We start from the raw sequence: 26,351 nt of genomic DNA, 5'->3' as shown, positions 1-26,351 counted from the left end.
AAATGGCTTTAGAAAAAATAACAGAAGTAAGCGGCCGCGGCGTAACCGTAGCTGGCGACGAAATCGATACCGACCGCATCATCCCTGCACGCTTCATGAAGTGTGTAACCTTCGACACCATGGGAGATTATCTCTTCTATGATGTTCGAAAGAACGAGGATGGCAGCGACAAGAAGCACCCGCTCAATGAAGAGCGCTACCAGGGTGCAAGCATCTTGCTCACTGGCGCAAACTTCGGATGTGGCAGCTCCCGCGAGCACGCACCGCAGGCGATCTATCGCTACGGTTTTCGCGGCATCATCGCCGAAAGCTACGCTGAAATCTTCTTCGGCAACTGCACGACGCTCGGTATTCCGTGTTTCATAGCGGCTAAGGAAGATATCGCGAAGATCGCCGCAGCGGTCGAGGCTGACCCAAGCATCGAAATCACACTCGACGTGGAAAACGAGAAGATCGGTTTCGGCTCGGAAAGTGTAACCGCAGTAATCCGCGAGACTGCTAAGAAGGCGTTGGTAGCCGGAAAGTGGGACATGATTGGCGAGCTCAAGGAAGCGGAAACCGAGGTTTCCTCAGTTGCAGCCAAGCTTCCCTACATGGCGAAGTAAGCGGACGCTTTTTTCCTGTGCAGATTTGGTCCGAGGGCATTTGCCCTCGGACCTTTTTCTTGTTCGAAGAGTGTAGGCTGGTTGTTCGGCTTTATGCCTTACGGGGATTGGCGTTTTTTCTGTTGAACAAGCGCTGTGCTTCAGAGTCTTTTGTTGTCTCGGTATTTACAACGCCGAAGCCCTATTATTCGTTACGCTGCATATGCCAGATATCCTCAAAGACGCCGGGATTTTCGTTTATCCTCTCTTAGCTTGTTCACTCGTGGGTGTGTTCGTTATCTGCGAACGCCTCTTCTCTCTACGAAGAAGCGCTATTTTGCCAGACGAGCTCCTTAATGAAGCCACCGAGGGAAGGCGCGGAGCGGGCGAGAACAGTTCCGCATTTGGCCGTATTCTGGGCTATTGGCACAAGCACGAGGCGGATATGAGCGCTGTGAGAGCCTACGCGCGCCTCGAGGTGAATCGTATGGAGCGCGGCCTAGTTTTCCTAGAAATTGTTGTGGGAGCGGCTCCTCTGTTGGGTTTGTTGGGTACGGTGACGGGCTTGGTGACGGTATTTGGTAACGTATCGATGGATACGGGGCTCCCAGAGCCGGCCTTGTTTACAAAGGGGATTTCGATGGCGATGACCACGACAGTGCTTGGTTTGACGGTGGCGATTCCTTGTTTGATTGCGAATAGCTATTTCCAGCGGCGGGTGGAGACTTTTGCTGTGCAGGTGGAATCGCTCCTCGAGCAGCTTGGTTTCAAGGACACATGAGTAGCCTGCTGATACGTAAGCGTCCGAAGCCGACGATCAACGTCGTGCCATTGATGGACGTGTTGACGATCCTGATATTCTTCTTCTTGGTCAGCATGCAGTTCAAGGAGATGACGACCTTGAATTTGACCCTGCCAAGTATCGAATCGGCGGGAAAAAATGAGTTTCCGGATAAGATCCAGATCAGCATCGACGAGGAAGGAGTGATCTATCTCGAGACGAAACCGGTCGGTGTGGATGAGCTAAAGGCTGTTATCTCGCAGCTTTCCAATCTTAGTAACGAAATCCCAGTCCTGATTCGGGCCCACAATTTGACGCCACTAGAGACGGTTACGGATGTGATGGACGCGTGCCGCTTGAATGGTTTGAGCAAGATCCGGCTGCAATCACGCTAGCTTCCTATGGAGTATATTCGGCTAAGCCGAGTCGGGAATCTGCTGAATTTGTTTGTTAATCCAGTGAAGAGGGCAGGCTATTTGGTCGATAACTGAAGTGGAGCCCCGCAGATGCTGGGCGTCTATGGCGTATCTAGCCAACATTTCACACTCACAATGAAAATACTCGGTGCATCGATTGAACGAGAGCTTCCTTACGAAAAGGAGTTAGTGCTACGCTTTGTCGCGGCGCCAGCGATGATCGTTAATTGGCACCCTTGGATCGAGAAGGTTTCAATCTTCGAAGAGCAAGGCCTGCAGTTCCGTCGCTCGGAAATATCAGGAGGAAACTCTGAGTTGATCGAAAAGTATTGGCAGGACGAAGACGGAGACGAGTTCCACTATCAAGTGGTACGGGGTCTCTGGTCGGATTTTCGCTACCGTTCGAAGATCAGCGTGGAGACCTGCAAAGGAGGAAGCCTAGTTTCCTGGCAAGGTCGACTGATGACAAACAAGCCCGATGACGAGGTGGAGCAAATGGAAGCCTTCTTTGAGGAAGGACTGAACGGGCTCGAAGTATTTTTGGCCGATCTTTAGGTTTACTCGCGTATTTGGGTTATATTGGGTCCATTGGGCCTAATGAAATACTACGACTCGCATTGCCACCTTCAGGACGGGCGTCTTTCGGCGTTCACGTCAGATGTTCTGGAGTTGTACAAGCGGCTGGGAGTTGCGGAAGTCGTAACAAACGGTACTGGGCCTGACGATTGGGAAGCTGTGGCTGTACTGGCTCGTGACTCCGAGCTCGTGAAACCCTCCTTTGGCGTGCATCCATGGAAGGTGAACAAAGTGGTCGCACACTGGAAATTGGTCCTCTCGCAGTTTTGGGATTTGTATCCGGAGGCGGGAGTCGGTGAGATTGGGCTAGATCGCTGGATCGAAGGCCATGACCTTGCGAAGCAGGAACCCGTTTTTTTGTGGCAGCTCAGGCAAGCAGCGGAACGTGATATGCCTGTATCCATCCACTGCTTACGTGCTTGGGGGCGAATGCAGGAGCTATTGAACGAGGGGCCGCTTCCTGCACGAGGCTTTTTACTTCACTCCTACGGGGGACCTTTAGAAATGGTACAGCCTTTGGCCAAGCTGGGCGCCTACTTCTCGATTTCTGGGTACTTTGAACTAGAGAACAAAGAGAAGCAAAGGACCGCCTTGAAGGAAATCCCTTTGGATCGGATCCTGATTGAAACCGATGCTCCAGACATGCTCGGCCCAAACTCGAGCGAACGGTATCGTTTCAACGACGACGATTCGCTAAACCACCCAGCGAATATCGTGAATGTATATGCGTTCGTTGCCAGACTTTTCGATATGCCACTCGAAGAGCTGGCCGGTCAAGTTGAGTCAAATTATCTCCGCTTTTTCTGCAGCGAGTAGAAACGTTTTATTCGGCGACTTGTCTCGACACACGGTACAAGTGCCCTTCGTTTTGGTAGCTTTTTGATATCCGATTTTGCTCGAGGATAGTTAGGCTACTCCAATCGAAGTCCATAAAGGCCGCTGGAATATTGGGAGTATTATTAACCTGTTGGTAGAGAACAGCTGCGAGCTGGAAAAGCGTCGCCGGCAAGTTCGTTGCCACCAGTGACCCGCTGCCGACGAGAATCGGTTCGTCACCCTCTGGTTGCGTGAATGATTGGACCTGGTACTCTTGTTCCAGAAATATGTGAAAGCTTTTCAGAGTCCCGCTTCCAACGGTAATGTAGTTGTTGTCGAATGACAGTGCGAGGCGATTGCTAGTGACAGTTGAGTCTCTGTCCCGGTCGACGTAGAGAGTGTTTCCTTCTCGGTTGGCTTTGACGGAGGTAATCTGCAGTAGATTTGGAATCTGGCTGCCTATGATTTCCGTGATCCTTGAATCGCTGCTAAGCTTGAATCGAATCGCTGTGTCGAGAATGACTTGTTCTTGGATATCACCAAATGAGCTTCGACCTGTGCCAAAGTCGAAGGTTTGTAGCAGAGTAGTTTGGGGCTCGAATGCATTCGGAAGCACTTCCTCGAAGTCCCATCCGCTATCGCGTTTAATTTTCGACCTTAGACCGAAGTAAGGGAAATTCGCAAGCGGCGCCGCCTTTAGAAAAGCGTTCTTGATCTGCGATAGCGACTCCCCCGCGTCCAATCCCAGGTGTTCGTAGGAATAGATTGATGACGTGACAAGCGGTTGACTAATGCTCTCGTCTTGGGCTTTGATAGCCGAGACTAGAGGTATGCTACCTTTGTACGTGATACCTGAATACGCAGATTGGTTGCCTGTAAGTTCAATTGCAGACGCGAAAGACTCTATCCGGTTGAGTCCGAGTTCTTCGAGAAAGACTTGCGGTGAAAAGCTGGCTGCGAGCCCTCCGGATGCGATCAGGTCATTTCTTAGGTCGAGGGCTAGCCGATTGAGGGTCGGTAACGCGTTTACGAAAATCGTAATATCTGCCGAGGGGACCTTTTCTGAAATCTCATGTTTATCCAGGAGACCCTGAGTGCTTGGTGAAGATTCTAAGAGGGCGTGATCGAGTAATTTCTCAAGAGATGAGGGAGACGAACAAAGGTAGAATGTGTCTTCGTAAACGCTCCAGCTGAGGTCTATATCTGGGAGATTGGAATCAATTCTAGAAAGAGAAGGGACGAGCGTTTGGTAAGGAATGCTTTTCCGGCTTCTTATGTCCCATCGAAAGTCGATTCCAGTGGACGATGTAGCCTGGCGACTGATCTCGTTCAGTGTTTTGGCAAAATCCACGGAATGCCCGTAGAAGTCGGACAGCAGCGCGAAATCGATCGTACTATTCGCTTCTTTGGAAACCGGTATGGCAGCGATTGTTAGTTGCGTTTTGAAGTGTTTTGAAAGGGAGAGCAACAATGCCTCGTCGATTTCAGAATCCTCTCCAGTTAGATCGAGAGAGGGAATCGATGCTTCTAGAATCTTACCAACCCCCTGAATGACCTGGGCTGAAGCCTGAAGCTGCTCGTCGGTGGCAATTGCGATTCCGAGTTTCCGGAGGTGACGTATTGAGACTGAAGCGTAGGTATCGGCGGGCAGCTTGTGGTCCAGAGGTTCGCGTTCGAAGCCGATGAAATGGGAGTAGAGAAAATAGCTGGCGGAGATGAGCGCAAGAAAGAGTGTGGACCCGATCGCTGTCTTCTTTCCCATACGTCTCTTTAGCTTCTCTGAGCCGTTCTTTCTAAAAGGGCGACGGCGAATATTCCGACTACCATCAACGCGATTCCGAGTAAGGTATTTGTGTCCCCGAGGGAGGGAACGAACCATTCATAACCTTGGACTATTTTCTCTTCGTCTTTCAGCACGAGCACTCCGATCTCGTCCGTCAGGTAGACTTCGTTCTTCCATGGCCAGATGATGACGAGGGACCCCAAAATAAATCCCGTCAAGGTACTGAGCGTGGAATCGTGGAAACGTTCGAGAAGGTAAGAAATCGCACGCGAAAGAATGATGAAGCCAATTCCGCCACCAACTGCAAATGGTACGATGATTTGGAGGTTGCTGATGATCGCGTCCGAATCAGCAATGAGGATCGATTCGACGAAATTGGGCACAGCTTGTAGCATTACTAACTGGTAGTTACCCATGAGAATTAGCACGAAAGAGCCTGAAAGCCCGGGTAGGATCATGCTGCATACTGCTACCATTCCGCATATCGCGACGTAGAAGTATGCTGGGTTCTCTTCAGCCGGTTTCAGAAATGCTAATGCGAGGGCTGCTAGCGTCCCAAGCGCAAATGTGACGTAAACAGTCAGCGAACGTTGTCTAATATTTTTGGATACAAAGTAGACAGATGCTAAGATGAGCCCGAAGAAGAAACTCCAGACGAGGACCGGTTGGTTGCTGAAAAGCCAATCGAGTGCTTTGCCGAATGACAGTAGGCTGATGAAAACGCCCAGTCCCAAGGGAATGAGAAACTTAAGGTTTAGGTGTGCTGCCAGTTCCTTGATTTGGAAGCGTCGAGCGAGGTTTAGAGCCTGAAGATCGAATGCCTTCAGGCTGTCGATAAATTCTTGATAGATGCCGGTGACGAACGCGATAGTTCCGCCGCTTACACCCGGAATTACATTGGCAGCGCCCATAGCAATGCCCTTGAGGAAGAGGAATAGGTAGGATCCCATTTGGCTAGGTTTAAGATGGTTATAATATCCTTACTCCGAATCGCTGAGAGTTTCGAGTAGCTTCTTCACGACCTCAATGAGCGAAGGTATCGCCTCCACCATACTATCTCTGCAGGCTTCGTACTGGCGTAAATCGCCGCCGAAGGGATCGGGGATCTGATTGTCGGTGTCGTTCCCGATAAACTGTCTCATAAGAAACGCGTTGGCGGGAGGTGGATCGATTTGGTAGTTCAACATGGCGAGGTGTGAGTCGGTCATGCAGAAATACGCAATGGCGTTGTCTACTAACGGCTGGTTGAGGCTTTGGCTTTGATGGCTCTCCAAATCGATTCCGACTTTCTTGAGGGCTTCTACAGAGTTTTTGCTTGCCGCCTGTCCTGGAAATGCGGATACGCCAGCTGAGGAGATTTTAAGATCTTTTATCGGACCGTCTTGCGCGTTCAGGGCGTGTCGGAAGAGGGCGGCAGCCATTGGGCTTCGGCACGTGTTTGCTGTACAGACAAAAACGATTTCGTTGGGAGTGTCGGGCATGCTCGCTCGAAGCTAGCTTAAGAGATCGATCTGTAAACAGCCGATTTAGGCGGCGATGCGATTTAGCATGGATCACAGAAAACGCCCGCTCGGGAGCGGGCGTTTCGGGGAAGTTTATAGCCAATCAACCCTTTTTTCCTGATCCGGCGTTCGAGTGGTTTTGGCCGAAACCGTCTCGTATAATGGTGGTCGTGATTTCTCCCTCCCACTCTACTGCGGGCTCGACGCGTTCGGCGAATTGTTTGAGTGCGGACTGTCCTCGAGAGATGTAAAAGCTATTTATTTGCAGAAGTTGGTCGCCTGGCTTGAGACCGAGTTGGTCAGCAAGAGAATCTTTTTCGATGCTTACAATCTGAAGGCGATCTGAAAATTTGAGATCCGATTTCGCGATTCGTACCAACTCTTCGGGAAAATCGTGGATATTGGCGAGAACAACGCCGAAGTCGTCCACCGGAGGACGTTTTGCGATAATTTGCTGAATCGCCTCGTTCAGTTGGTCACTGGAACTAACGAGCGTCAGCTCGCGTTCATTCGTTCGTAGAGAAGGCTCTGAGTGAATCGTGATTGGAGTCGCTAGGGCGAGACCTAGGAATATCTTCAGAAGTGAAGAGCGTAGCATGTTTGTAGATTGAAGTGTTTTACGTCTGATTGGATTTAGTAAAAGTACTTAAAGCACTTTAACAGCAACCATTTTCTTACGATGGTAGTACACCCACGGTTTACGGAATCCGTATTGCTTTGGATTCAGGAAGTGCCTAAATGGTTCCGCTTTTACCTGAAGAAATACTCAAGCCATTGCTGGGCAATTGATTGCAAATTAGGCCCAACGCGCGAGACACCTGTTGGGTCACGCTAAGTGCACCTAATGAGCCTTATTAAGCGAAGTGCTAACCAGTCGCGATCGATGTTTTGTAAATTCTAGGAACCCGCTTGGTTATGGAGCATAGGATTTCCCATGAAATGGTACCTGCCCAGCGAGCGAACTGCTCGACTTTTATCTCACCTCCCTTTTGTGCTCCGATGAGGCATACTTCCTCTCCCGCGAGCGGGGTAGGATCGAGATCGGTGACGTCGATAATCGTTTGATCCATAGTCACGCGTCCGAGATACGGACAACGTTGTCCTTTTATGAGTGCGAACCCTTTGTTACTCAGTGAACGTGGAATACCGTCTCCATAGCCTGCGCATAGGATAGCCACTTTACTGTGGCGCTTAAGGCGGCAGGTCCTTCCGTAGCTTATCTCGGTTCCAGCGGGCAGGTCCTTTACGATCGAGATGCGAGTCTTAAAGCTGAAAATTGGAGTCGTCGGGACACGCGCGAAAAGGGATTGGGCGTAGGGGGTGATCCCGAATTGGAGTAGCCCGATTCGTACAGCATTATAGGTGCTCCCTGGAGTGAAACTCGTCAATCCAGCGCTGTTATCAGCATGGATGAGCAGGTCTTCTGGTTTGATCCAACTAACTGCCGAGATGGCGGTCATGAAGCGTCGCCTCTGGCGCTCCGTAAATTCTACATCCGTTTCCGCATGGGAGAAATGAGTGTATATACCGTCTAGTTGGAGGTTCTTGGCTTCTTTTACGGAGTCGAACAATGTGTGGGCGTATTCGTGCCAAATGCCGAGACGTCCCATGCCAGTGTCGATCTTCAGGTGCACTTTCAATACGGTGTTGCGTTCGGCAGCCAAGGTGTCGAGAAATTCGACCTCCTCGACGCTCGAGAGAGTTGGGATCAGATCGTATTCGAAGAGAAATTGCGCCTCTTCTTTGAGTGTGGCTCCGAGAATTAAGATCGACCAGCCCGTGCCCCCAATCTCCCGAATCGTTGCAGCTTCGGCTACATTCGCTACTCCGTACATCTCGATGCCTGCTTGCATGAGTCTAGCGACTGTCTGATGCATACCATGCCCATAGGCGTCGGCCTTAACAACGGCTATGTAGCGGACGTGTGGGGGGAGTGCCTTTTTGATCGCACTCAGGTTACGCTCCAGCGCGGCAAGGTCTATTTCGGCCCAGCAACGTCTCGGAAATTGGTCGAGTCCATTCATGCTTCGGGCGCGGAGTGGATTTTTGCCTCCCATTTCTTGTAGTCGTTGGTGCGCACGGTAATTGGACTGGCTTCGCGGGCGGGTGTAAGCATCGGAAGATACAACTCTTCCGAGAAAATAGGACTTGGATCGTAGGACAGTCGGGTAAGTGCGGCACCGGTTTGGGTCCAACTCGGAAATTCTTCGAAGGTAACGAGGAGCCCTTCTGCAGATTCCAGAGCTTCGTTGGAAATCAAGTGTAATTCTTGCTTGGAAGGGTTCGGGAAAGGCAGTGCGTTCCAAGAAGATCGTCTAGCGTCTGTTACTACGATTCCCGATGCCTTTAGTTTTCGAGATGCGATCAGACCTCCGACCGCCAAACTATTATAGTAGTAAACGTTTCTGGCTGCTTCGATGCCGATGCCTTTCCATGAGCGAATAGCCATCGATGCGGTACGAGCTCCCAGCATCGATCCAGGACCGGCGCAAAATGCGATGGAAGCGATATTTTCCAGTGAAATGTCCGCTTCGTCCAATACTGCGTCGACGAGTTTGAAGAGAGTTTTGCTCGGATCTTGCGACTCGGATTTTGCTATCAGGCCGTGGGCGTCTAGCTTCAGGCCGACCCAAGTCTTGCGGGACGAGGTATCTAGTACGAGGAGAGGGTATTCCGGCGCTTGGTCTGACATTTTGCGAGCAAGCACAGTCAGCAGTGAATCGAGCGCCGCACAAGCGCGAATTGGCGAAAGCGGCTTCAAGGGTATTGGTCCGGGCGGAGGCTGGCCAATTGGCTTTTGCTCTCTGACTTGCCTAATTCCATTGACCGACTGGAAAAATGTCTTCTAGTTTGCGCGATTTTCTCCGGCTAACTGAAACCTGGACACCCGCTATACGCTGTGAAAATCGACATACAAGACGTCAACGATACCCGTAAAACCCTCGCGGTTTCTTTTGAAGCTAGCGAAATCGCTGCCGAAGAGGCCGAACTGCTCAAGCAGTTCTCTAAGCAGGCGAAGATTCCTGGCTTCCGCCCAGGAAAGGCGCCGGTCAATATGATCCGCCAGCGCTTCGGCAAGCAGATCAAGGACGAGCTCCGCCAGCGCGTGATCTCCAAGGCTTACCAAGACGGTACCAAGGAAGCGTCTCTCAATCTTATTAATGTAGTGGATCTTGCTGACGCGGACATCGCGGCAGACCAGGATGCCGAGTTAAAATTCACGGTAGACATTCGTCCGGAATTCGAGATTGCTGACTATAAGGAATTACCGGTAACCGGCCTTTCGGAAGAGGTTTCCGATGCCGACGTCGAAGAGGCGATCGATCGTATTCGTACAGAGCGTGCTGAATTCGTCCCAGTTGAACGCGAAGCTGCCAACGGCGACTACGTCAAGTTTTCGCACGAGGGCACCATCGACGGTCAGCCGATCAGCGAAATCGCCCCGGAAAAGCCTGTTTATGCCAAAATGCCCCAGACTTGGGAAGAGATCGGTTCCGAGCATGGCCTTATCCCTGGTCTCGGCGACGGACTCGAGGGTCTGAAGACCGGCGACAAGAAGGAGATCGAAGTAGAATTCCCAGCTGACTTCAATGTCGAGCCACTCCAGGGCAAGAAGGCTGTTTACGCAGTTGACGTTCAAGAAGTTCGCGAGCGTAAGCTTCCCGCTCTCGACGAGGAATTCTGCAAGGCTCAAGGCGTTGAAAGCGTAGAAGATTTCAAGAATCGCGTTACCGAAATGGTTAAGGGCAAGAAGACCCAAGATCGCCGTGCTGATATCCGCCGTCAGGTAACTGAAGCGATCGCTGCAAAGGTAGACATTCCACTTCCTGAGAGTCTTGTCGATTTCGAGACCGAAATGGCGATGCGACAAGTCGTGCAAAACAACGTTCGCAAAGGCGTAGCCCAAGACAAGCTCGAGGAAAACAAAGAGCAGATCCACGCGGAGTCCCGTGCGGCAGCCTCTGAAGCGGTAAAGCTGCAACTCATACTAACTCAGATCGCGACCAAGGAAGGAATTCAAGTGACTGACGAGGACATGAGCCGCTTCATTATGCAGCGAGCCTACCAGTCCGGCCAGAAGCCGGATGCCATCGTGAAGGACCTTCGCAAGGACCAAGAGCAAGTTCGTCGCATTCAGTCGTCCCTCTTATACGATAAGACTCTTGAATTCTTGGTCGATCAGGCTAAGGTCTCCGAGGCTTAGTCACGAGCCGACGCCTAGATAGCTAGGTGGCAATCCGCATCAAATAAATTACCCAACGTGTCATACTACTTACCCAACGTTATAGAAAACACCGGACGCGGCGAGCGTAGCATGGATATCTACTCCCGTCTCTTGAAGGACCGTATCGTATTTATCGGTACGCCCATCAACGACGAGATTGCCAACGCTATTATCGCGCAGCTGCTCTTCCTCCAAATGGAGGATCCCAAGAAGGATATCAACGTTTACATCAACTCTCCCGGTGGCAGCGTCACTGCAGGAATGGCGATTTATGACACGATGAACTTCTTGTCTTGTGAGATCTCTACATGGTGCATCGGCATGGCTGCGAGCATGGGCACGATCCTGCTCGCCGGCGGGACCAAGGGTAAGCGCTACGCATTGCCTAACAGTCGAGTCATGATCCACCAACCATCGGGTGGAGCTGGAGGGCAAGCTTCTGACATCTCTATTCAAGCCAAGGAAATCATCCGCTGGCGCGAAACGTTGAATCAAGTGTTGGCTGAAAAGACAGGCCAATCGGTGGAGCGGATCCAAAAAGACTCGGACCGCGACTACTGGATGACTTCGAAAGAAGCATTGGACTACGGCGTCATCGACCACGTTTACACTGGCAACAATCCTAAGACGGAAAAGTAATTCTCAGATATGGCTAAATCTTCACGCATGACCCTTTGTTCCTTCTGCGGTAAATCGCAGTCGGAGGTCCGCAAGATGATTGCCGGTCCCGGCGTCTACATTTGCGACGCGTGTGTGTCGGTGTGCAAAACCATCATTGAGCGCGAGCTCGGTGGTGAGGAGAAATCCGACGAGGAAAAACCCGCCTTCAAGCTTATCAAGCCAGCGCAGATCAAGGCCGTCCTTGATCAGCATGTGATCGGGCAGGTCCACGCGAAAAAAGTTCTTTCAGTAGCCGTCTACAACCACTACAAGCGTCTCGGCTTCGAAGTCGGCAAGCAAGGTGGTGGCGATGGCGATGAAGAGGCTGTGATTGCGGCTCCTCCATCCGAATACGCTGATATCGAGGTCGATAAGAGTAATATCTTGCTCGTAGGCCCCACTGGCTCTGGCAAGACTTTCCTCGCTCGCAATCTCGCCCGTATTCTAGACGTGCCTTTCGCCATAGCAGACGCCACTACGCTAACCGAAGCAGGCTACGTGGGTGACGACGTAGAGAACATCGTACTTCGTTTGCTCCAGTCGGCTAACTATGACGTGAAGCGTGCGGAGTGCGGAATCATTTACGTGGACGAAATCGACAAAATCGGCCGCAAAACGGAAAACGTATCGATCACAAGAGACGTTTCTGGAGAAGGGGTACAGCAAGCACTGCTCAAAATCCTCGAAGGCACGACTTGTAACGTACCACCCCAAGGAGGCCGCAAGCATCCGAATCAAGAGTACATTCAAGTCGATACTTCGAAGATTCTCTTTATCTGTGGCGGCGCCTTTGTGGGTCTCGATGAAGTTATTCAGAAACGATCTGGTGGCTCGACGCTCGGATTCGGAGCAGGCAGCAAGCAGGATTTTTCTGGTGAGGATGTCATGAAGAAGATCGAGCCGGAAGATCTAGTGAAATTCGGAATGATCCCCGAATTCATTGGCCGTTTGCCGGTCGTATCTGTGTTGGAGCAACTCAGCGTTGAAGATTTGGAGAACATTCTTCTCAACACCAAGAACTCGATCATCAAGCAATATTCGAAGTTGTTTGCGATCGATGGTGTAAAACTGAATCTTACTCCAGGTGCCGTTAAGGCGGTGGCGGAGAAGGCCATCGAACTCAAGACGGGAGCCCGTGCCTTGCGTTCCATAATGGAGAACCTCACACTCGAGATCATGTATGAGATTCCAGACCGTGACGATATCGATGAAGTCGTCATCAATCGCGACGTCGTTCTCGGAAAGAAGAAGCCGGTATTCAAAAAGTCGGAGTCCAAGAAGGACGCAGCGTAATCGCTGAATGAATACTAAACATTTCTAAGCCACCCTCAATGAGGGTGGCTTTTTGGTTCCAACACCGGTTGAGAAGGAGATGATGATGTGGGAGTAGGTCGACTTGGAAGTCGTCCCTCAAAGACACTAGTCGCTGGACCGGCCGTTTCGACCCGCTCCGCCCTGTCAGAGCCACAAAACGAAAAAGGGCAGTATTCCTCGCGGAACACTGCCCCAATGGCGGGATGTGCCACAGGGTGGCATCTAGGAACCTGTTTAAACTGTTAGTTGCGGACCTCGCATATCCTTGAATTCCAAGAAACGCTCGTGCATCTGGAATGCAGTTTTCAACGTCTGGGGTGTATGACCGCCTTTGAAACTGTGGAAATATTCGAGAAGCTGGTCACGGTACTCGGGATGTACGCAATTGTTTAGGATTGCATTGGCCCTGCCTTGGGGGTCCTTGGATCGCAGATCGGCTATGCCTTGCTCCGTAATAAGTACCTGCACGCTATGTTCGCTGTGGTCGAGGTGGCTCACAAACGGAACGATCGTGCTGATAGCTCCCCCTTTGGCTATGGATGGACATGTGAAAATCGAGATATAGGCGTTGCGAGTGAAATCGCCCGACCCTCCGATTCCGTTCATCATTTCCTTACCCATGACGTGGGTGCTGTTCACGTTTCCAAATAAGTCTACTTCAATCGCTGTATTGATGGAAATGATACCCAGACGGCGAATGATCTCCGGATTGTTGGAGATTTCCTGTGGACGAAGGAGGAGACGGCGTCTGAAGTAGTCGTAATTGTCATACGTTTGCTTCAAAATCTCCGGGCTCAAAGTAAGCGAAGTCGCGCTGGCAAACCTGATTTTATCTTCCTTCATCAAGCTGATCACGGAATCTTGAATCACTTCCGAGTACATTTCGAAACTTGGAATGTCATCGTTGTCTCCGAGAGCTCCTAACACCGCATTGGCAATGTTCCCGACTCCTGACTGGATCGGAAGAAATTCCGAGGGTATGCGGCCCGAACGGATTTCGCTTGCGAGAAAGGTAGCTACGTTCTCACCAATTTTCATCGTTGTCTCGTCGGATTCGCGGAATCCGCCGATCTCGTCTGGTTTGTCGGACGCCACAACGCCAACAATCTTGTTCGGGTCTATTTGTACGTATTCCGTTCCGATTCTACCATCGCAGCGGCAGAGGTTGATCGGGCGACGAAGCGGCGGATCGAGGGGCTCGTAAATGTCGTGCAAGCCATAAAGTGACTCTTGATGCGAAGTATTGAGCTCGATGATGACCTTTTCCGCGACCCGTGCGAGTGTCGGCGATGCGCCTACCGAGGTGGTAAGGATCACCTTTCCGTCTGGCTGAACTTCGCTGGCTTCTATCACTGCGACATCTACCTTGCCCAAGAATCCGTAGCGCAGGTTTTGCGGCAGCTGGGAAAGATGCATGTCGAAGAACTTCGTTTTACCGATATTGATGTTCTTGCGCAGGAATTTGTCGGACTGGTAGGGAGTTCGCCATGCAACCGCGTCAGCCCTAGCGAGCTCGCCATCGAGGGAGTCACCGGTCGAAGCTCCGGTAATGACGCCTATTTTGAATTCCCTCCCGGAGCTGTGCTCCTCCTTGGCGAATTTCGCGATCGCGGTGGGGACGACTTTTGCAGCGCCAGCAGGAGTAAATCCACTGAAACCGATCGTCATGCCGTTTGTTATATAACTAGCTGCTTCCTCTGGAGTGAGTTCTTTGAGCTTATTCATTTCTATCTGTAGTAATTCGTGCCGTGCGGGTTAGCCGCGCGGTCTTTTCTGGAATAATCAATCGTGAGCGTGAGCCTAATGGCCGCCGCCCATCACAGTCATGAAATAGCCTGCCACTAGGGCAGTGCCGATGACGCCGGCTACATTCGGTCCCATGGCATGCATGAGAAGGAAGTTGCCGGAATCCGCCTTTTGTCCTTCAACCTGGCTGACTCGCGCTGCCATCGGTACGGCGGAAACGCCGGCTGAACCGATGAGCGGGTTGATCTTGTTCTTGGAAAACAGGTTCATGAACTTCGCCATGAGGACTCCGGAAGACGTAGCGATACCGAAGGCCACAATGCCTAGTCCGAGAATAGCCAAGGTTTCCGTTTTCAAGAACCGGTCACCTGTCATAGTGATGCCGACGCTCGTTCCGAGAAAGATTGTGATGATATTGATCAGCTCGTTTTGCGCGGCTTTCGAGAGGCGTTCGGTTACCCCGCATTCACGGAGGAAGTTGCCGAGCAAGAGAAGTCCGATCAACGGCGATGCAGCAGGAACCAGAAGTATGCAGAATATCACTACAACTAGGGCGAATATTAGCTTCTCGAGTCGCGACACTTTTCGCAAAGACTTCATGCGAATCTTGCGTTCCTTTTCCGTGGTCAAGGCCTTCATGATAGGAGGCTGGATGACGGGAACCAGAGCCATGTAGCTGTAGGCAGCTACAGCTATCGGAGCAAGCAGTTCAGGAGCGAGGCTATTGGCAAGGAAGATGGAAGTCGGCCCGTCGGCCCCGCCGATGATCCCGATGGCAGCCGCTTGGCTGGAATTGAAGATCCCCATTGCCATGGCACCTGCGTAGGTAGCGAACACGCCGAATTGGGCAGCTGCTCCTAGCAAGAGGGTGCGAGGATTTGCGATGAGGGGGCCGAAATCAGTCAGGGCGCCTACGCCGAGGAAAATCAGCGGTGGGAACAGCTCTAGGATGATGCCGAGGGAGATGTAGTGGAAGAACCCTCCAGTATGCTGACTGTGGACCTGCGCTAATCGGGCGCCTTGGACGACGCGGTCCCCGCTTGAAACCTCAAGTTCTGCGATACTGCCGGAGGCGTTGGCCCAAACAAGGTTGTCTGTTGAACGTATCGACACAGGTACCGAGTTTACGGTGACATCGATCTCAGTGAAGTCTGGGTCGACTGCGAAACTCTGCTGGCGGTCCGGCCTGACGACGAATAACAAGGTTTGCCCTTGTACTTCAGCCTTGGCGAATTGATCGAGAAGCAAGGCTTCCGCCTCGGTCTTCTTTTTCAGTTGGCCGACCAAGTTTGGCATCTCGTGGACGACTGCCGGCATGCTGACCTTTTGGTCTAGCTCGACGGTCGAAACGATGACCGTTCCGCTGACTGGGCTGAGGATAGGCCCGGCCGGCGGGTTGACCATGTTTTGCGTCGGCAGGTTCGCGAGCAGCGCTCCGAAGGCGATGGGGACGAGCAACAAGGGCTCGAACTTTTTAAACACCGCCAAGTAGAGGAGAACTGCCGCCACGAGCCACATGACTATCATGCGCCACTCGAGAGCGAAGAATCCCGTTTGGTAGAATAGCTCTTCGATTTGCTTCATAGCATTTGGGTGGATGGTTTCTGGAACTGGTCCGGGCTATGAAAGGGTTAGAAGGGCTCCGCCTTCATCCACCGATTGTCCGTCGGATACATGAATGGCGGTAACGGTACCTGCAGCGGGAGCGCTGACGATGGTGTTCATCTTCATGGCTTCAAGCGTTACGACTTGGTCTCCGGCAGCAACCGTGTCGCCGATCTTAACGTCGACGGAAACGACCTTGCCCGAAAGTGGGCTTGGAACGTCGCCAGCTTCAGCGGGAGCGGAACTGGTCGCCGCAGGGGCGGGAGCTGCTGCTACGGGAGCAGCGGCTGCAGCCGGCCGAGAGCGGGCAGAGTTTGCGGAGCGCTTACTGGGCTCGTTTTCCTCGCCGAGTATCTCGACGTCGACGTCGTAAGTTTTGCCTTCGATTGTGATGCGTAGGTGCTTCATATGAAATGGTGTCTGAAAATTATTATGTAAGTTTCTGATGGATACGTGTTTGTTCTAGCGGACGCGGTGGGAGGAGAAGATCTCCCTGCGACCTTCTTGAGCCCAGCCTTGGCTAGAGCCTCTGATGCTTACTATCTTTTGTGGCCGCCCTTTCAGGATGACATGCGTTGCGGTCGCGATGAGCGCGATGATGTGCTCGGGTATGTCTCCCTCCGTCTCGATGCCGTCTGCTCTTGGTTCCGGCTTTCTGGAGATGGACGCCGCTTGCGGCTTCTTAGCCTCTGGCTCTTTGATGAGCCGGGTGCAAAGAGCTCCGATTATCGTCGTGACGATTGAGAGGGTTGCCAGCACGACGAGTACGAAGAGAAAGCCGATCACTATGAATGATACGTTCTCCATCACGGTCGGTTTGGCGGCGAATGCTGCTATGGTAGGAATCATGATAGCCTTAAGGTGTGCATTTCTTGGTATTTATCCAGCGACTCGATCAGAGAGGGATATTGCCATGCTTCTTGGGTGGACGGGTATCGCGCTTGGAAAGCGTGAGACGGAGCGCCTGAGCTATTTTCGAGCGCGATTCCGCGGGCTCGATCACGTCGGTGATCATTGCGTTCGCCGCCGCTTGGTAAGGCGATGCAAATTCATCGTGATACTCTTCCACGAGCTCGGCCGTGCGCTTGGCCGGGTCTTCCGCATCGGATAGCTCCCTCTTGAAGAGAACGCCCACAGCGCCTTCTGCTCCCATGACCGCTATCTCCGCAGTTGGCCAAGCGTAGACGACATCTGCTCCCATGTCAGCCGAACACATAGCGAGGTAAGCTCCGCCGTAGGCTTTGCGCATGATGAGGGTGATCTTTGGTACCGTTGCGGATGCATAGGCAAATAGCATCTTCGCTCCATGACGAATGATACCGCCACGCTCTTGGGCAAGCCCCGGCATGAATCCGGGAACGTCGACAAGGTTGACGATGGGGATGTTGTAAATGTTACAGGTACGAATGAAGCGCGCTCCCTTATCGGACGAGTCAATGTCCAGAGTGCCGGCTTTCACTTTCGGGTTGTTCCCGATGATACCGACGATGATGCCTCCGATACGGGCAAACCCCGTGATAATATTCGGAGCGAAATCTCGCATGATTTCGAAGAAGTGAGCGTCGTCCACCAGATATGAAATGACCTCGTGGGTATCGAGCGGCATTTTATTGGTGTCGGGTACGACCTCATTCATGCGTGGGTCGTAGGGAATCTCCCAATCAGCGTCGAGCTGGTGTGGGGGATCTGAAATATTGTTGCTGGGCATGAACGAGAGAAGTTCCGCTGCCAGCTCGATGGCGTGCTTGTCGTCGTCGGCGACAATGTGGATGTTACCTGCGACTGAAGCGTGTGCGGCAGCAGTTGCAAATTGTTCCAGCGACGCGTTTTCGCCAGTTGCTGCTTTGATAACGCCGGGACCACAAATGAACATGTTCGCGTTCTTTTGAGTCATGATAATGAAGTCGGCAAGAGCTGGCGAGTAGGCTGCTCCACCAGCGCAAGGGCCGGCGATGATGGCGACTTGGGGCACGACACCGGAGAGGAAGACGTTCTTGTAGAACACCTGACCGTATCCAGAAAGTGAATCCACACCCTCTTGGATGCGAGCTCCGCCGGAGTCGTTTACAGAAACGACGGGAATACCGGTATCGTGAGCATAGTCCATAAGATCGCAGATCTTCTTGGCGTGAATGCGTCCCAGGGCTCCACCTCCGACGGTGAAATCCTGGCTGAAGGCCGCAACGGGTCGACCATCCACGAAGCCAGCTCCGCAAACCACGCCGTCTCCGGGTAGCTTCTTGTCCTTGAGGCCGAAACGGTGGCAGGTGTGGGCGGCGTGCTGGCCGAACTCCTGGAATTCACCGTTGTCGAATAAGGCCTTGAGGCGCTCGCGGGCCGAGAGTTGTCCCTTGGCTTTGCGTTTATCCAGTTTGTCTTTTCCGCCCGCGAGTTCCGCGGTTTTACGTCTTGCGGAAAGGTCTTCCAACAATTTTGGGTTAATGCTCATGTTTCGAAATGTGTTCTTGAATTGCGTTGGCGTATTACCGTTGCAGCCCGCTTAATCCTTCTTGCTCATGCAAAGTTCGGTCAGGACGCCGTAGGTCGACTTCGGGTGCAGGAAAGCGACAAGCTTTTCGCCAGCCCCTTCGATAGGCACTTCATGGATCAGGGCGACGCCGCTGTCCTTGGCCTTGCCGAGCTGCGACTCGATATTGTCAGTGCGGAACGCGATATGGTGGATGCCTTCACCCTTTTTCTCGATGAACTTGGCGATCGGACTATCCGGAGCAGTCGCTTCGAGAAGCTCGATGTGCACGTCGCCTGCGGCGAAGAAAGCAGTCTTCACCTTTTGGGATTCGACAACCTCAGTGCCATGGAGCTCGAGGCCGAGCGATTCTTCGTAGTAGCGAGAAGCCTTCTCTAGGTCCTTCACCGCGATTCCAATGTGGTCGATTTGCTGAATCATTATTTAAAGATAGGTTTGTCTTTAAATGAGACTTGACGATAAGAAATTCTAAAGTCAAACATTCTTACATATCACATTAACTAATTTAACAGTTTTGATGCGAGAGCCTTGAGGGGCACGGCTAGAGGAAGGATTTCGCTTCGCTCCGGGACTCGCTAGACCGACATTTCAACATGAGCACAGAAACGAACCAAGATCTTCTAAAAGATTTTAAACAAGCGACTTACGAAGAGTGGCGTGAAGCGGCGGAAGCGTTGCTTAAGGGCGCTCCTTTCGAGAAACGTATGCTTACGAAGACTCCCGAAGGGATCGTGCTGCAGCCGATCTACCGACTTGAGGATGTCGCTGAACTGAAAACATCAACTGACGCGCCCGGCGAGGGAAATTTCGCTCGCGGAGCGAATGCGAGCGGTTACTTGGGAAATGCATGGGAAATTGCCCAAGAGCAGCCTTACGGAGATCCGGCGGTCTTCAACGAAGCTTTGTTAAAGGATCTCGATGCTGGGCAGAGTGCGGTAAACGCGTTGCTGGACGTAGCGACCCAGCTCGGTATGGATCCGGACCAAGCTGAAGACGCTCAGGTGGGGGAGTGTGGTCTTTCTCTAGCTACCTTGGATGACCTGAAAGTGGCTTTCGGGGGATTGAAGGCAGACTACTTGCCAGTTTATTTCCAGTCTGGTTGCGCGGGGCTCGCGACCCAAGCTCTCTTTAGTGCTTGGATGAAGAGCCAAGGGCTCGATCCATCCAAGGTGAAGGGAGGCCTCAACATGGATCCGTACGGAGTCCTAGCTAGCAGAGGCAAGTTGCCCGCATCGCTCAATGCCCTCCTGGACGAGCTGTCCTTGCTGGTGAAGCAAAACGCCAAGAACTCCCCTAATTTCACTTCGGCTGGAATTAGCGGCATTCCGTACCACGGTGCTGGAGCCAGCGCGACCGAGGAACTAGCCAGTATACTGGCTTCGGGTCTGGCTTATCTAAGGGCCATGGACGAGAGAGGCGTTTCGGTCGACGACGCCGCTGCCCAAGTTCGTTTCACCCTTTCGATTGGTGGGAACTTCTTCATGGAGATAGCCAAGTTCAAGGTAGCCCGCATATTGTGGGCGAAGATAGTCAAGGAGTTGGGAGGCGGTCCAGAAGCTTGCCGCATGCAGATCCATGCTCGAACGGGTATGGCGAACAAGACGCAGCTAGATCCGTACGTTAATATGCTGCGTACGACGACTGAAGCATTTTCCGCAGTGGTCGGCGGCGCTTCGAGTGTTTGCGTTGGTTGTTTCGATGAAGCAGTGCGTTTGCCCGACGACTTCTCGCGTAGGATAGCTCGCAACTTGCAAGTGATTCTTCAGGAAGAATGCGAACTGACTCACGTCATCGACCCAGCCGGAGGTTCCTGGTACATTGATTCGTTGGTAGAAGAACTTGCCAAAAAGGCGTGGGAAACTTTTCAGGGAATCGAAAAAGACGGTGGTATTCTGACTGCGCTCCAATCTGGAAAATGGCAAGAGACGCTCACTGCCACCCGTGCAAGTCGGGAGGCGACGCTAGGACAACGCCGTGCCAGTTTGATTGGTACCAACCAGTATCCAAATCTAGAGGAGAAGCCTTTGAAGCGGGGAATCGTAACGACTCCGGCGTTCAAGGAAAGAGCTCGTGAAGCGGCGAAATTACGTCGTGCGTCGAACGATTGTGCATCGGTCCGAAAGGCATATGAAAATGCAGCGGATGATGGGAAGGTCGGAATTCTGGTCGATGCGGTAGAAAAAGGGGCGACGGCCGCTTGTATCACCCAACTCTTCCGTTCAGACGCAGTAGAAGAGAGTCTGTCCGTGCCACTACCCAGCTGGCGATTGGCTCAAAACTACGAAGCCTTGAGAGCGGCCGCTTCTAAGTACCAGCAAAAGACCGGTACCGCTCCGCAGATCTTCCTCGCAAATCTCGGTCCGCTGAAGAAGCACAAGATTCGAGCCGACTTTACGCGGTCTTTCTTTGCGGCCGGTGGTTTCGAGTGTCAGTATTCAAATGGTATCGAGGATATCGGTACGGGCGTAAAGGACTTCATTAAGTCAGGAGCGCGAATCGCTGTGATCTGCGGTACGGATCCCGACTATATGGAGACCGTCCCCGCTTTGGCCGAGTCCCTGAAAACGGCGGCTCCAGATATGAAACTGCTCCTAGCGGGATTCCCAGGTGAAAACCTTGAAGCGTTCAAGCAAGCCGGACTCGACGATTACATTTTCGTCAAGTCAAACAACTATGAAGTGAACAAGGCCTATCTCGAATGGTTGGGCGTCTTGTAATTGAAAAATTTAATACGATGAAAACAGTAGATTTCTCGACACTTGCCCTAGAGGCGAACGGGACAGAGGCTCAACCTTCCAAATGGGAAGAGTCCTTCAAAGCCGAAAACGGCAAGGCTCCCGCAGAAACGTCCCACGAGACGATGGAGCGCATCCCGGTTAAGCCGCTCTATACCAAGGTAGACTGTGAAGGCATGAACCATCTCGGCTTCACGGCCGGTTTGGCTCCGTTTCTCCGCGGTCCATACGCCACGATGTACGTCTTCCGTCCGTGGACGGTACGTCAGTATGCGGGCTTCTCCACGGCGGAAGAGTCGAATGCTTTCTACCGCCGCAACATTGCCGCCGGACAGCAAGGGCTCTCGGTCGCATTCGACTTGGCAACGCACCGCGGTTACGACAGTGATCACCCGCGTGTCTCTGGAGATGTCGGCAAGGCTGGCGTTGCGATCGATTCGGTAGAGGACATGAAGATCCTTTTCGACAAGATCCCACTCGACCAGGTTTCCGTATCGATGACTATGAATGGGGCGGTTATTCCGGTCCTCTCATTCTATATTGCAGCAGCACTCGAGCAGGGATGTACCCTCGACCAGCTTAGCGGTACGATACAGAATGACATTCTCAAGGAGTTCATGGTGCGTAACACGTATATATACCCGCCAGCTCCCAGTATGAAGATCATAGGAGACATTTTCGAGTTCACCTCGCAAAAGATGCCTCGCTTCAACTCTATCTCTATCTCCGGTTACCACATGCAGGAAGCGGGGGCCACCGCTGACCTTGAAATGGGTTATACCCTCGCCGATGGGCTCGAGTACCTCCGAAAGGGCGTGGACGCGGGGCTTGATATCGACAGCTTCGCGCCGCGACTCTCCTTCTTCTGGGCGATCGGCAAAAACTTCTTCATGGAAGTCGCCAAGATGCGGGCAGCACGTCTGCTTTGGGCAAAGCTCGTCAAGCAGTTCAACCCCAAGAATCCTAAGTCGCTCGCTCTGCGAACGCACTCTCAGACCTCAGGCTGGTCGCTCACTGAGCAGGATCCATATAACAACGTCGCCCGTACTGCGATCGAAGCATTGGCCGCTGCTTGTGGACATACCCAAAGTTTGCATACAAATGCCCTCGATGAAGCCATCGCGCTTCCGACTGATTTCTCGGCACGTATCGCGCGTAACACACAGCTCTTCCTCCAGGAGGAGACGGGTATTTGCGATGTGATCGATCCCTGGGGCGGCAGCTACTATGTAGAGTCCTTGACCAAGGAGTTGATGGAAAAGGCTTGGGCCCATATCGAAGAGATCGAGTCTCTCGGCGGCATGACCAAAGCGATCGAAGAAGGCATTCCAAAGCTTCGTATCGAAGAAGCGGCTGCCCGTCGCCAAGCTCGTATCGACAGCGGCGCGGAAACAATTGTGGGACTCAACAAATTCCGTCTCGAGAAGGAAGATCCGCTGGAGATCCTCGACATCGACAACTCCGCCGTGCGTGACTCGCAAATTAAGCGTCTCGCTGAGCTCCGAGCCAATCGCGACTCTAACAAGTGCAAGGCAGCTCTCGACGCACTCGCAGCTTGCGCTGCGGGAGGTGAGGGAAACTTGCTCGGACTCGCAGTGGAGGCGGCGCAAGCCCGTGCTTCGCTAGGCGAAATCTCGGATGCGATGGAAGCGACCTTTGGCCGATACAAGGCGCAGATCCGTTCGATCTCAGGCGTTTACTCGAAGGAATTTGGAAAGGGTAGCTCTATGGATGAAGTTAGTAAGCTCGTCAAAAAGTTCGAAAAGCTCGAAGGCCGTCGCCCCCGAATCATGGTCGCCAAGCTAGGCCAGGACGGACACGACCGTGGCGCCAAGGTGGTTTCGACCGCGTATGCAGATCTTGGATTCGATGTGGATATCGGTCCGCTTTTCCAAACTCCGGAGGAGGCTGCTCGTCAAGCGGTGGAAAACGATGTGCACGTACTTGCCATGAGTTCCTTGGCTGCAGGGCACAAGACACTGCTGCCCATGTTGGTCGAGGCCTTGAAGTCCCATGGACGCGAGGATATTTTGGTTGTTTGCGGCGGGGTGATTCCTGCACAGGACTACGACTACCTCTATGCAAATGGAGCGAGCGCGATCTTTGGTCCTGGAACCATCATCCCAGAGTCCGCGAAGAAGATCCTCGAGACCTTGATCGACACGCTGGAAGAGGACGCATGAGCGAAAAGGGTAAAACCCGTTCGCCAGAGTGGCATCCGAGCGACGCCGACAAGACAAAGTTTGCGGGTGAAGTAATGGCCGGAAAGGTCGAAGCTTCGCCCCCGATCAAAGTCGTGCGTCGGCCGCGTCGGCGTCCTCTGGATGCAGACGAACTCTACGAGGGAATTCTGGCCGGAAACCGTACGGCGCTGGCTCGCGGCATCACCTGTGTCGAAAGCGAGGCTCCACGACATCAAGAAATCGCTCGCGAGTTGTTGCGTCGTTGTCTGCCGCATTCTGGAAATTCTGTTCGTATCGGCATCACGGGAATTCCCGGTGCCGGCAAGAGTCAGTTTCTAGAGTGCATGGGTAAGATGCTTTGCGAAGCGGATCATCCTGTGGCCGTACTCGCGGTCGATCCGAGCAGTTCTGTAACGGGAGGAAGTATCCTCGGTGACAAGACACGCATGGAGAATCTTTGCCGCGATGTTCGGGCGTTTATTCGTCCGTCTCCGGCGGGTAAAACACTCGGTGGCGTGGCAGCCAAAACACGTGAATCCGTCATCCTGTGTGAAGCCGCTGGATACAAAGTGATCTTTGTCGAAACTGTGGGAGTCGGGCAGAGCGAAATTGCGGTCCGCTCAATGGTGGACTTCTTTCTCTTGCTACAATTGGCAGGCGCTGGCGATGAGTTGCAGGGCATCAAGAAAGGCGTCATCGAAATGGCGGACGCCATCGTCGTGAACAAGTCCGATGGCGACAATGTCCGCCGAACGAAGGTGGCCTGCGGTGAATACGCTCGCGTGCTTCATCACCTGCACCCGTTCACCGAAGGTTGGGAACCGAAAGCACTTTGTTGTTCCGGTCTAGAAGGAACAGGCGTTTGGGAGATCTGGGAAATGGTCCAGGAGTTTTGCCAGACGCTGAAAGCGGAGAAGCGATTCGACGAAATCCGAGCCAAGCAAAATGCGAAATGGTTTCGCTCCTTGTTGGAGCAGCGAGTCCTTGAAGCGTTCTATCGCGAGCAGGGGCTTAGCAGTAGCTTCGCCGAGCTAGAGATAGATGTATCCGCGGGAAGAATACCAGTGATCGAAGCGGTTGAGAAAATAATGGAAGTTTCGTGCTAGCTGGTTACTTCGTCGCCAACCACTCCATGGACTTGTCGGCCATGAATTGGATCCAAGCGGGGTGTTCGTTCATGCAGGGAATCGCTACGAAGCTTTCGCCTCCGGCTTCGAGGTATTCCTCTTTTCCTTCCATAGCGATTTCTTCGAGCGTTTCCAGGCAGTCGGAGACGAAGGCGGGCGTCATGACAATGAGCCTCTTCTTGTCCTGCTTCGGTAGCTCCTCGAGGACATGGTCAGTATAAGGCATGAGCCAAGGCTCCCGTCCGAGTCTTGATTGGAACGAGATGGACCACTTGCCGTCTGGGATGCCTGCTCGTTTAACGAAGAGCTCGGTGGTCTTGACGCATTGGTGCTTGTAACAAGTGGCGTGAGCTGGGTTGCAAGTGGTACAGCAGTCTTTGACGATTGTGCAATGCCCTTTGGAAGGATCGCCTTTGCGAAGATGGCGCTCTGGGATGCCATGGTAGGAGAATAAGAGGTGATCGTATTCGTCTTCTAGATACGGTTTGGCGCTCTTGTAGAGGGCTTCGATGTACGAGGGGTCATTGTAGAATGGCTGTTGGGTAGTGACCTTCATCTCGGGTGCTTGGGCGGCAACCTCCTCCATGACTTTCACAACGACGGTTTCGTAGCTGGACATGGCGTAGTGCGGGTAGAGAGGAACGAGGAAAACGTTTTTCACTCCGTTGGCTTTCATGCGATCGATGGCTTCCGGAATCGATGGGTTCCCGTAGCGCATGGCGAGTTCTACAGTGGGCTCGATTTTCTCTTGCAGAAGCGTTTGTAGGTTCTTGCTGGTGACGATGAGAGGGGAGCCTTCGTCGGTCCAAACCTTCTTGTAGGCTTCGGCGGAGCGTTTTGGTCGTGTCGGCAGGATGAAGCAGTTCAGGACGAACTGCTGCAGTGGCTTCCAAGTGTCCAGAACGCGGTCGTCGGAGAGGAACTCCCTTAAATAGCGACGCACGTCCTCTGTGGATGTCGAGTCAGGTGATCCTAGGTTTACGAGAAGTACTGCGTTTTCGCTCATAGTAGTGTGCTGTATAAATGGGGTGACGCGGCAAGCATCAAGAAAACTGCGGCAATTGGGGGCATTTTGCGTTAAATAGCAGCCGTCGAAAGTTTCGATAGCTGAAATGGATGGCTCCAAAAGTTTCGATTTTCCCTAAGAGATTCAGCTGTGTATCCGAGGCGTTTTCGAAACAATTCGCGGAAGAAACTGAAGTCACTGTAGCCGAGGTTGATGGCGATCTCCTCGATAGGCAGAGTGGGTTGCTGGATTTGCCGTTTGGCTTCCTCCCTGCGACGGCGAATGACGTATTGAATCGGCGGTTCGTTCATCATACGGCGGAAGCAGCGAGCAAACGGGCTTTTGGCCATACCTGCTTCGATTGCGAGGGCGGCGATTGTAAGTTTGCGGGCGAGGTCGTTTTCGACGGCGTGCAAGGCTTCATACGCATGAGAGTCGAATTCGTCAGAGTGGTTGCTGGTTTCTTCAACGAGTAGTCGGATAAGCATATTAATGGCGTCCTGAAAAAGCGGATCGCTCGATTTGCGAGAGACTGCGACTTCGGCGAACGTTTCTAGGTGGCGTACTTTTCGGACGAATACGCTCAAGGACTTTTGCGGTGGCTCATCCTTGGAAGCTGCGCGATTTGACGTATCCAGAATGTCGAAGCGAGCAAGGAACAGAAACAGGGGGGGGAGGTGTTGGCGGGCCTCCAGCCGGGAACCTGGTTAGGAAATCGCAGATTCCCTGGCAATTCGGAGCGTTTTTCGTCGATTTCTAGAATTCCGCGGCCGTCGAAGACCACCAGTAGGGTGTGAGTCTGGT

At 52.7% G+C, this 26,351-nt stretch carries 25 protein-coding genes; 11 read left to right on the top strand and 14 right to left on the bottom strand.

Going from position 1 to position 26,351, the window contains the following annotated elements; translation table 11 throughout:
- Nucleotides 1–2: 2 nt before the first annotated feature.
- The 5 genes from leuD (at nucleotide 3) to QEH53_RS02505 (ending at nucleotide 3,173) form a co-directional block, all read left to right on the top strand.
- The gene (leuD, locus tag QEH53_RS02525; protein WP_309021548.1) at nucleotides 3–605 is read left to right on the top strand and encodes a 3-isopropylmalate dehydratase small subunit; all 603 of its coding nucleotides are present in this window, start codon (nucleotides 3–5) and stop codon (nucleotides 603–605) included.
- A gap of 202 nt (nucleotides 606–807) precedes the next feature.
- Nucleotides 808–1,365: a MotA/TolQ/ExbB proton channel family protein gene (locus QEH53_RS02520; RefSeq protein ID WP_309021547.1), complete on the top strand. Its 558-nt coding sequence runs from the start codon at nucleotides 808–810 to the stop codon at nucleotides 1,363–1,365.
- Entirely contained in the window at nucleotides 1,362–1,760 is a 399-nt protein-coding gene (locus QEH53_RS02515; RefSeq protein WP_309021546.1) for a biopolymer transporter ExbD, read from the top strand. Before QEH53_RS02520 ends, QEH53_RS02515 begins: the two co-directional genes overlap by 4 nt.
- Nucleotides 1,761–1,916: 156 nt before the next feature.
- Nucleotides 1,917–2,336, top strand: a complete 420-nt coding sequence (locus QEH53_RS02510) for a hypothetical protein (RefSeq protein ID WP_309021545.1) — start codon at nucleotides 1,917–1,919, stop codon at nucleotides 2,334–2,336.
- 42 nt (nucleotides 2,337–2,378) lie between these two features.
- A complete protein-coding gene (locus QEH53_RS02505) occupies nucleotides 2,379–3,173 on the top strand; it encodes a TatD family hydrolase (RefSeq protein ID WP_309021544.1) in 795 nt (264 codons plus the stop codon).
- Between the two features lie 7 nt (nucleotides 3,174–3,180).
- Here the strand turns inward: QEH53_RS02505 and QEH53_RS02500 are convergent, their stop codons facing one another.
- From QEH53_RS02500 to QEH53_RS02475, 6 genes are all read right to left on the bottom strand, one after another.
- Nucleotides 3,181–4,935 carry a hypothetical protein gene (locus tag QEH53_RS02500; protein ID WP_309021543.1) on the bottom strand — a complete coding sequence of 585 codons (1,755 nt, stop codon included), beginning with the start codon at nucleotides 4,933–4,935 and terminating at the stop codon, nucleotides 3,181–3,183.
- Nucleotides 4,936–4,943: 8 nt separating this feature from the next.
- A complete protein-coding gene (locus QEH53_RS02495; RefSeq protein WP_309021542.1) occupies nucleotides 4,944–5,906 on the bottom strand; it encodes a DUF368 domain-containing protein in 963 nt (320 codons plus the stop codon).
- A 30-nt stretch (nucleotides 5,907–5,936) separates the two neighbouring features.
- Entirely contained in the window at nucleotides 5,937–6,437 is a 501-nt protein-coding gene (locus QEH53_RS02490) for a low molecular weight protein arginine phosphatase (RefSeq protein WP_309021541.1), read from the bottom strand.
- A 124-nt stretch (nucleotides 6,438–6,561) separates the two neighbouring features.
- Complete coding sequence (locus QEH53_RS02485) at nucleotides 6,562–7,056, bottom strand: hypothetical protein (RefSeq protein WP_309021540.1); 495 nt, start codon at nucleotides 7,054–7,056, stop codon at nucleotides 6,562–6,564.
- 268 nt (nucleotides 7,057–7,324) lie between these two features.
- Complete coding sequence (gene alr, locus QEH53_RS02480) at nucleotides 7,325–8,482, bottom strand: alanine racemase (RefSeq protein WP_309021539.1); 1,158 nt, start codon at nucleotides 8,480–8,482, stop codon at nucleotides 7,325–7,327.
- Nucleotides 8,479–9,150, bottom strand: coding sequence for a hypothetical protein (locus tag QEH53_RS02475; RefSeq protein WP_309021538.1), 672 nt, complete (start codon nucleotides 9,148–9,150; stop codon nucleotides 8,479–8,481). Before QEH53_RS02475 ends, alr begins: the two co-directional genes overlap by 4 nt.
- Nucleotides 9,151–9,357: 207 nt before the next feature.
- On the opposite strand from QEH53_RS02475, the gene tig reads away from it, so the two are divergent.
- The 3 genes from tig to clpX are packed head-to-tail and all read left to right on the top strand — an operon-like array spanning nucleotide 9,358 to nucleotide 12,636.
- On the top strand, nucleotides 9,358–10,662 hold the full coding sequence (gene tig / locus QEH53_RS02470; protein ID WP_309021537.1) for a trigger factor: 1,305 nt from the start codon (nucleotides 9,358–9,360) through the stop codon (nucleotides 10,660–10,662).
- Between the two features lie 18 nt (nucleotides 10,663–10,680).
- On the top strand, nucleotides 10,681–11,322 hold the full coding sequence (gene clpP / locus QEH53_RS02465) for an ATP-dependent Clp endopeptidase proteolytic subunit ClpP (RefSeq protein ID WP_309021776.1): 642 nt from the start codon (nucleotides 10,681–10,683) through the stop codon (nucleotides 11,320–11,322).
- A 9-nt stretch (nucleotides 11,323–11,331) separates the two neighbouring features.
- Nucleotides 11,332–12,636 (top strand): ATP-dependent Clp protease ATP-binding subunit ClpX, encoded by a 1,305-nt coding sequence (gene clpX / locus QEH53_RS02460; RefSeq protein ID WP_309021536.1) that lies wholly within the window; start codon nucleotides 11,332–11,334, stop codon nucleotides 12,634–12,636.
- 255 nt (nucleotides 12,637–12,891) lie between these two features.
- Here clpX and QEH53_RS02455 read toward each other — a convergent pair whose 3' ends face one another.
- The 6 genes from QEH53_RS02455 to mce form a co-directional block, all read right to left on the bottom strand.
- The gene (locus tag QEH53_RS02455; RefSeq protein WP_309021535.1) at nucleotides 12,892–14,382 is read right to left on the bottom strand and encodes an acetyl-CoA hydrolase/transferase family protein; all 1,491 of its coding nucleotides are present in this window, start codon (nucleotides 14,380–14,382) and stop codon (nucleotides 12,892–12,894) included.
- A gap of 75 nt (nucleotides 14,383–14,457) precedes the next feature.
- On the bottom strand, nucleotides 14,458–15,921 hold the full coding sequence (locus QEH53_RS02450; RefSeq protein WP_345785696.1) for a sodium ion-translocating decarboxylase subunit beta: 1,464 nt from the start codon (nucleotides 15,919–15,921) through the stop codon (nucleotides 14,458–14,460).
- A gap of 102 nt (nucleotides 15,922–16,023) precedes the next feature.
- Nucleotides 16,024–16,416, bottom strand: coding sequence for a biotin/lipoyl-containing protein (locus QEH53_RS02445; RefSeq protein WP_309021533.1), 393 nt, complete (start codon nucleotides 16,414–16,416; stop codon nucleotides 16,024–16,026).
- A 54-nt stretch (nucleotides 16,417–16,470) separates the two neighbouring features.
- Nucleotides 16,471–16,857, bottom strand: a complete 387-nt coding sequence (locus tag QEH53_RS02440) for an OadG family protein (protein WP_309021532.1) — start codon at nucleotides 16,855–16,857, stop codon at nucleotides 16,471–16,473.
- A 46-nt stretch (nucleotides 16,858–16,903) separates the two neighbouring features.
- Nucleotides 16,904–18,457, bottom strand: a complete 1,554-nt coding sequence (locus QEH53_RS02435; RefSeq protein ID WP_309021531.1) for an acyl-CoA carboxylase subunit beta — start codon at nucleotides 18,455–18,457, stop codon at nucleotides 16,904–16,906.
- A 51-nt stretch (nucleotides 18,458–18,508) separates the two neighbouring features.
- The gene (mce, locus tag QEH53_RS02430; protein ID WP_309021530.1) at nucleotides 18,509–18,916 is read right to left on the bottom strand and encodes a methylmalonyl-CoA epimerase; all 408 of its coding nucleotides are present in this window, start codon (nucleotides 18,914–18,916) and stop codon (nucleotides 18,509–18,511) included.
- 173 nt (nucleotides 18,917–19,089) lie between these two features.
- Here mce and QEH53_RS02425 point away from each other — a divergent pair, with 173 nt between their 5' ends.
- The 3 genes from QEH53_RS02425 to meaB are packed head-to-tail and all read left to right on the top strand — an operon-like array spanning nucleotide 19,090 to nucleotide 24,520.
- Nucleotides 19,090–21,213, top strand: a complete 2,124-nt coding sequence (locus QEH53_RS02425) for a methylmalonyl-CoA mutase family protein (protein ID WP_309021529.1) — start codon at nucleotides 19,090–19,092, stop codon at nucleotides 21,211–21,213.
- Nucleotides 21,214–21,230: 17 nt separating this feature from the next.
- The gene (gene scpA, locus QEH53_RS02420) at nucleotides 21,231–23,414 is read left to right on the top strand and encodes a methylmalonyl-CoA mutase (RefSeq protein WP_309021528.1); all 2,184 of its coding nucleotides are present in this window, start codon (nucleotides 21,231–21,233) and stop codon (nucleotides 23,412–23,414) included.
- Entirely contained in the window at nucleotides 23,411–24,520 is a 1,110-nt protein-coding gene (gene meaB, locus QEH53_RS02415) for a methylmalonyl Co-A mutase-associated GTPase MeaB (protein WP_309021527.1), read from the top strand. Before scpA ends, meaB begins: the two co-directional genes overlap by 4 nt.
- A 4-nt stretch (nucleotides 24,521–24,524) precedes the next feature.
- Here the strand turns inward: meaB and hemH are convergent, their stop codons facing one another.
- Nucleotides 24,525–25,547 carry a ferrochelatase gene (gene hemH / locus QEH53_RS02410; protein ID WP_309021526.1) on the bottom strand — a complete coding sequence of 341 codons (1,023 nt, stop codon included), beginning with the start codon at nucleotides 25,545–25,547 and terminating at the stop codon, nucleotides 24,525–24,527.
- Between the two features lie 71 nt (nucleotides 25,548–25,618).
- Nucleotides 25,619–26,134 (bottom strand): helix-turn-helix transcriptional regulator, encoded by a 516-nt coding sequence (locus tag QEH53_RS02405; protein ID WP_309021525.1) that lies wholly within the window; start codon nucleotides 26,132–26,134, stop codon nucleotides 25,619–25,621.
- Between the last annotated feature and the right edge of the window lie 217 nt (nucleotides 26,135–26,351).

The sequence above is a fragment of the Pelagicoccus sp. SDUM812002 genome, from assembly GCF_031127835.1.
Taxonomy (GTDB): Bacteria; Verrucomicrobiota; Verrucomicrobiia; order Opitutales; family Opitutaceae; genus Pelagicoccus.
This window is presented reverse-complemented; position numbering and strand designations above follow the sequence as displayed.

Bases quoted from the DNA above. Each gene is read 5' to 3' on its own strand.
- QEH53_RS02495 (WP_309021542.1), bottom strand. From the start codon at position 5,906: ATGGGATCCTACCTATTCCTCTTCCTCAAGGGCATTGCTATGGGCGCT.
- mce (WP_309021530.1), bottom strand. From the start codon at position 18,916: ATGATTCAGCAAATCGACCACATTGGAATCGCGGTGAAGGACCTAGAG.
- QEH53_RS02520 (WP_309021547.1), top strand. From the start codon at position 808: ATGCCAGATATCCTCAAAGACGCCGGGATTTTCGTTTATCCTCTCTTA.
- QEH53_RS02505 (WP_309021544.1), top strand. From the start codon at position 2,379: ATGAAATACTACGACTCGCATTGCCACCTTCAGGACGGGCGTCTTTCG.
- leuD (WP_309021548.1), top strand. From the start codon at position 3: ATGGCTTTAGAAAAAATAACAGAAGTAAGCGGCCGCGGCGTAACCGTA.
- QEH53_RS02515 (WP_309021546.1), top strand. From the start codon at position 1,362: ATGAGTAGCCTGCTGATACGTAAGCGTCCGAAGCCGACGATCAACGTC.
- QEH53_RS02500 (WP_309021543.1), bottom strand. From the start codon at position 4,935: ATGGGAAAGAAGACAGCGATCGGGTCCACACTCTTTCTTGCGCTCATC.
- QEH53_RS02450 (WP_345785696.1), bottom strand. From the start codon at position 15,921: ATGTGGCTCGTGGCGGCAGTTCTCCTCTACTTGGCGGTGTTTAAAAAG.
- alr (WP_309021539.1), bottom strand. From the start codon at position 8,482: ATGAATGGACTCGACCAATTTCCGAGACGTTGCTGGGCCGAAATAGAC.
- QEH53_RS02440 (WP_309021532.1), bottom strand. From the start codon at position 16,857: ATGATTCCTACCATAGCAGCATTCGCCGCCAAACCGACCGTGATGGAG.
- meaB (WP_309021527.1), top strand. From the start codon at position 23,411: ATGAGCGAAAAGGGTAAAACCCGTTCGCCAGAGTGGCATCCGAGCGAC.
- QEH53_RS02435 (WP_309021531.1), bottom strand. From the start codon at position 18,457: ATGAGCATTAACCCAAAATTGTTGGAAGACCTTTCCGCAAGACGTAAA.
- hemH (WP_309021526.1), bottom strand. From the start codon at position 25,547: ATGAGCGAAAACGCAGTACTTCTCGTAAACCTAGGATCACCTGACTCG.
- QEH53_RS02490 (WP_309021541.1), bottom strand. From the start codon at position 6,437: ATGCCCGACACTCCCAACGAAATCGTTTTTGTCTGTACAGCAAACACG.
- QEH53_RS02485 (WP_309021540.1), bottom strand. From the start codon at position 7,056: ATGCTACGCTCTTCACTTCTGAAGATATTCCTAGGTCTCGCCCTAGCG.
- QEH53_RS02445 (WP_309021533.1), bottom strand. From the start codon at position 16,416: ATGAAGCACCTACGCATCACAATCGAAGGCAAAACTTACGACGTCGAC.
- QEH53_RS02475 (WP_309021538.1), bottom strand. From the start codon at position 9,150: ATGTCAGACCAAGCGCCGGAATACCCTCTCCTCGTACTAGATACCTCG.
- QEH53_RS02425 (WP_309021529.1), top strand. From the start codon at position 19,090: ATGAGCACAGAAACGAACCAAGATCTTCTAAAAGATTTTAAACAAGCG.
- QEH53_RS02455 (WP_309021535.1), bottom strand. From the start codon at position 14,382: ATGAATAAGCTCAAAGAACTCACTCCAGAGGAAGCAGCTAGTTATATA.
- QEH53_RS02510 (WP_309021545.1), top strand. From the start codon at position 1,917: ATGAAAATACTCGGTGCATCGATTGAACGAGAGCTTCCTTACGAAAAG.
- clpX (WP_309021536.1), top strand. From the start codon at position 11,332: ATGGCTAAATCTTCACGCATGACCCTTTGTTCCTTCTGCGGTAAATCG.
- scpA (WP_309021528.1), top strand. From the start codon at position 21,231: ATGAAAACAGTAGATTTCTCGACACTTGCCCTAGAGGCGAACGGGACA.